Here is a 3656-nt window from a genome sequence, read left to right as displayed (position 1 = left end):
CGGGACTTCATGCCGACATAACGGTTTTCAACGATGTCGAGACGGCCGATACCGTGGGCACCGCCGATCTTGTTCAACGTCGCCAGTACGGTGGCCGGAGTCATTTCGACGCCGTCCAGCGCAACGATGTCGCCGTTACGGTAGGTCAGTTCCAGGTATTGCGGGGTGTCGGGAGCCTTCTCCGGGGAGACGGTCCAGCGCCACATGTCTTCTTCGTGCTCGGTCCAGGTGTCTTCAAGCACGCCGCCTTCATAGGAGATGTGCAGCAGGTTGGCGTCCATCGAGTACGGGGACTTCTTCTTGCCGTGACGCTCGATCGGGATCGCGTGCTTCTCGGCGTAGTCCATCAGCTTCTCGCGCGACAGCAGGTCCCACTCACGCCATGGCGCAATCACTTTCACGCCTGGCTTGAGCGCGTAGGCGCCCAGTTCGAAACGCACCTGGTCGTTGCCCTTGCCGGTGGCACCATGGGAAATGGCGTCGGCGCCGGTTTCGTTGGCGATTTCGATCAGGCGTTTGGCGATCAGCGGACGTGCGATGGAAGTACCCAGCAGGTACTCGCCTTCGTAAACGGTGTTGGCGCGGAACATCGGGAGCACGAAGTCACGCACGAATTCTTCGCGCAGGTCGTCGATGTAGATTTCTTTGACGCCCATGGCCTGAGCCTTGGCGCGAGCCGGCTCGACCTCTTCGCCCTGACCCAGGTCAGCGGTGAAGGTCACCACTTCACAGTTATAAGTATCCTGCAGCCACTTGAGGATCACCGAAGTGTCCAGGCCGCCGGAATACGCCAGAACGACCTTGTTTACGTCCGCCATGCCATCACTCCACGGGGTTCTACGGAAAGCCGAGGAGTCTACCGCTCAAATCCGATAATTTACAGAGGCGCGACAGCTTAAGACGACAAAGCGACAGAATCTGTCGAGAGCGCGACGATGACCAGTGGGTCAGGAAGTCGCTGCAGCGTTGGCCGGCGTACTGGCTTGCGGTGCTGGCGCGGTGGTCGGTGCCACACGCGCAAGCTTCACGCTGACCCGGCGATTCTTCGCCCGGTTGGCCGCATTGTTGTTCGGCACCAGCGGGTATTGCTCGCCGTGGAAACGCACGGTGATCTGCGATTCGGCGATGCCGTTGGCCTTGAAGAAGTCGACCACTGCCAGCGCGCGACGGCGCGACAGTTCACGGTTGGTCAGACGGTTGCCGCTGTTGTCGGAGTAACCGTCCAGTTCGATGTGATTGACCGTCGGATCGGCCTTCATGAAGTCCAGCATCACCTGCAGCCTGGCGCGCGCGGCGGAGTCCAGATCAGTGCCTTCACCCGGAAAACCGACCTGCGATTGTTTGATCTGGTCAAAATTCTGCGGCAAGAGTTTCGCCACGCAGGTCTGGTAATCGTTGAACGCCTTGCTGAACTTCACCGGCAGCAGACGCACTTCCGAAACCCGGCCATCGCCGGACGCACGGCGCACCACCGGGCTGCGACCGTCGAGCAAACCGCTGATCAGCCCGCCGGCCTGGGATTGCGAACTGTTGAACAGCACGTTGCCGGTGCCGATCCTGACGCTGCCCAGGTTGATGTCGTTGCGCCCCGGCTGCCAAGGCGCGGCCGCAGCGAGCAAGGTCGCCGAACCACCGCCGAGCATGGCGTTGTAGGCATTGAGGCGAAAGATCGCCTGCTCGCCGGCCTTGCGCACGAACTGACCCGAGCCGAAATCGGTGATCGGCTGGGTCAGGCGGCACTCGAACTTGTCGCCCTCGACCGTCCACTCAATGTTCTCCAGACGCGTCTGGTAGGTGAGCGCCATCGCGGGAAGGCTGGCAAACACACTGAGCAAGGCTAAATATCGCTGGCGCACGGGAGGCTCCATTGGCTTCTGTAACACAAAGACCGATTCACACTATGTTTACGGCATACCTACGGGATATCGGAAGGTTCTCGCAAAACTTGATAGCGAGTGCCTGCAAGAGTCTTTTCCGGTAGCATTCCCCTCAGTTTGACCCGCCTGGAATCCCCTCATGTCCGACCGCCTGACCCTGCTGCGTCCCGACGACTGGCACATTCATCTTCGCGATGGTGCCGTGTTGACCAATACCGTTGCCGATGTGGCGCGCACCTTTGGCCGCGCCATCATCATGCCCAACCTGGTACCACCGGTGCGCAACGCCGCTGAAGCCGATGGCTATCGCCAGCGGATTCTCGCTGCCCGCCCGGCCGGCAGTCGCTTCGAACCGCTGATGGTGCTGTACCTCACCGACCGCACCCGGCCCGAAGAAATTCGTGAGGCCAAGGCCAGCGGTTTCGTGCACGCCGCCAAGCTGTACCCGGCCGGCGCCACCACCAACTCCGATTCCGGAGTCACCAGCATCGACAAGATCTTTCCGGCGCTGGAGGCCATGGCCGAAGTCGGCATGCCGCTGCTGATCCACGGCGAGGTCACCCGTGGCGATGTCGACGTTTTCGACCGCGAAAAGATTTTCATCGATGAGCACATGCGCCGTGTCGTCGAGCGTTTCCCGACGCTCAAAGTGGTGTTCGAACACATCACCACCGGCGACGCCGTGCAGTTCGTCAACGAGGCTTCGGCCAACGTCGGCGCAACCATCACCGCGCATCACCTGCTGTACAACCGCAACCACATGCTGGTGGGCGGAATCCGGCCGCACTTCTACTGCCTGCCGATCCTCAAGCGCAATACTCATCAGGAAGCCCTGCTCGACGCCGCCACCAGCGGCAGCGCCAAGTTCTTCCTCGGGACCGATTCGGCACCGCACGCCCAGCACGCCAAGGAAGCCGCCTGCGGCTGCGCCGGCTGCTACACCGCGTATGCCGCCATCGAGTTGTATGCCGAAGCGTTCGAGCAGCGTAATGCACTGGACAAGCTCGAGGCATTCGCCAGCCTCAACGGTCCGCGCTTCTACGGCCTGCCAGCCAACACCGATCGCATCACCCTGGTTCGCGAAGAATGGACCGCCCCGACCAGCCTGCCCTTCGGCGAGCTGAACGTTATCCCGCTGCGCGCCGGTGAAAAACTGCGCTGGCGCCTGCTGGAGGAACACGCGTGAGTGAAGACCATTTCGACGACGAACTGGACGGTCAAGGTGGCGGCGGCGGTTCCCGTCATCCAATGGCAGCGCGTTTTCGCGGCTACCTGCCGGTTGTCGTCGATGTAGAGACCGGTGGCTTCAACTCGGCCACCGATGCTCTGCTGGAGATTGCCGCGACCACCATCGCCATGGACGAAAAGGGTTTTGTTTATCCGGACCACACCTACTTCTTCCGCGTCGAGCCGTTTGAAGGCGCGAACATTGAAGCGGCAGCGCTGGAATTCACCGGGATCAAGCTCGATCACCCGCTGCGCATGGCCGTCAGCGAAGAAACCGCGCTGACCGACATTTTCCGTGGCATTCGCAAGGCACTGAAGGCAAACGGCTGCAAGCGGGCGATTCTGGTCGGGCACAACAGCAGCTTCGACCTCGGCTTCCTGAATGCCGCGGTTGCGCGTCTGGACATGAAGCGCAACCCGTTTCATCCCTTCTCCAGCTTCGACACCGCCACGCTGGCCGGTCTGGCCTATGGTCAAACCGTGCTGGCAAAAGCCTGTCAGGCCGCCGACATCGACTTCGACGGCCGTGAAGCGCATTCGGCGCGTTACGAC

At 61.5% G+C, this 3656-nt stretch carries 4 protein-coding genes; 2 read left to right on the top strand and 2 right to left on the bottom strand.

Translation table 11 applies throughout. The annotated features are described in order from the left end of the window. Both DBR18_RS27500 and DBR18_RS27495 read right to left on the bottom strand, forming a co-directional pair. The coding region (locus DBR18_RS27500; protein ID WP_108592704.1) for an argininosuccinate synthase at positions 1-818 on the bottom strand (818 nt) is incomplete at its 3' end. 129 nt (positions 819-947) lie between these two features. Further along, positions 948-1856, bottom strand: coding sequence for an OmpA family protein (locus DBR18_RS27495; protein WP_108592703.1), 909 nt, complete (start codon positions 1854-1856; stop codon positions 948-950). A 160-nt stretch (positions 1857-2016) separates the two neighbouring features. Here DBR18_RS27495 and pyrC point away from each other — a divergent pair, with 160 nt between their 5' ends. Continuing rightward, entirely contained in the window at positions 2017-3063 is a 1047-nt protein-coding gene (gene pyrC / locus DBR18_RS27490; RefSeq protein WP_108592702.1) for a dihydroorotase, read from the top strand. Next, on the top strand, positions 3060-3656 hold a 597-nt coding region (gene rnt / locus DBR18_RS27485), incomplete at its 3' end, for a ribonuclease T (protein ID WP_108592701.1). The genes pyrC and rnt, both read left to right, overlap by 4 nt.

It is taken from the genome of Pseudomonas sp. HMWF021 (assembly GCF_003061005.1).
Classification (GTDB): domain Bacteria; phylum Pseudomonadota; class Gammaproteobacteria; order Pseudomonadales; family Pseudomonadaceae; genus Aquipseudomonas.
The sequence above is the reverse complement of the archived record's forward strand: the minus strand, read 5'-3'. Positions and strand labels throughout refer to the sequence as shown.

Coding starts and splice junctions, on each gene's coding strand:
- pyrC (WP_108592702.1), top strand. CDS start 2,017: ATGTCCGACCGCCTGACCCTGCTGCGTCCCGACGACTGGCACATTCAT.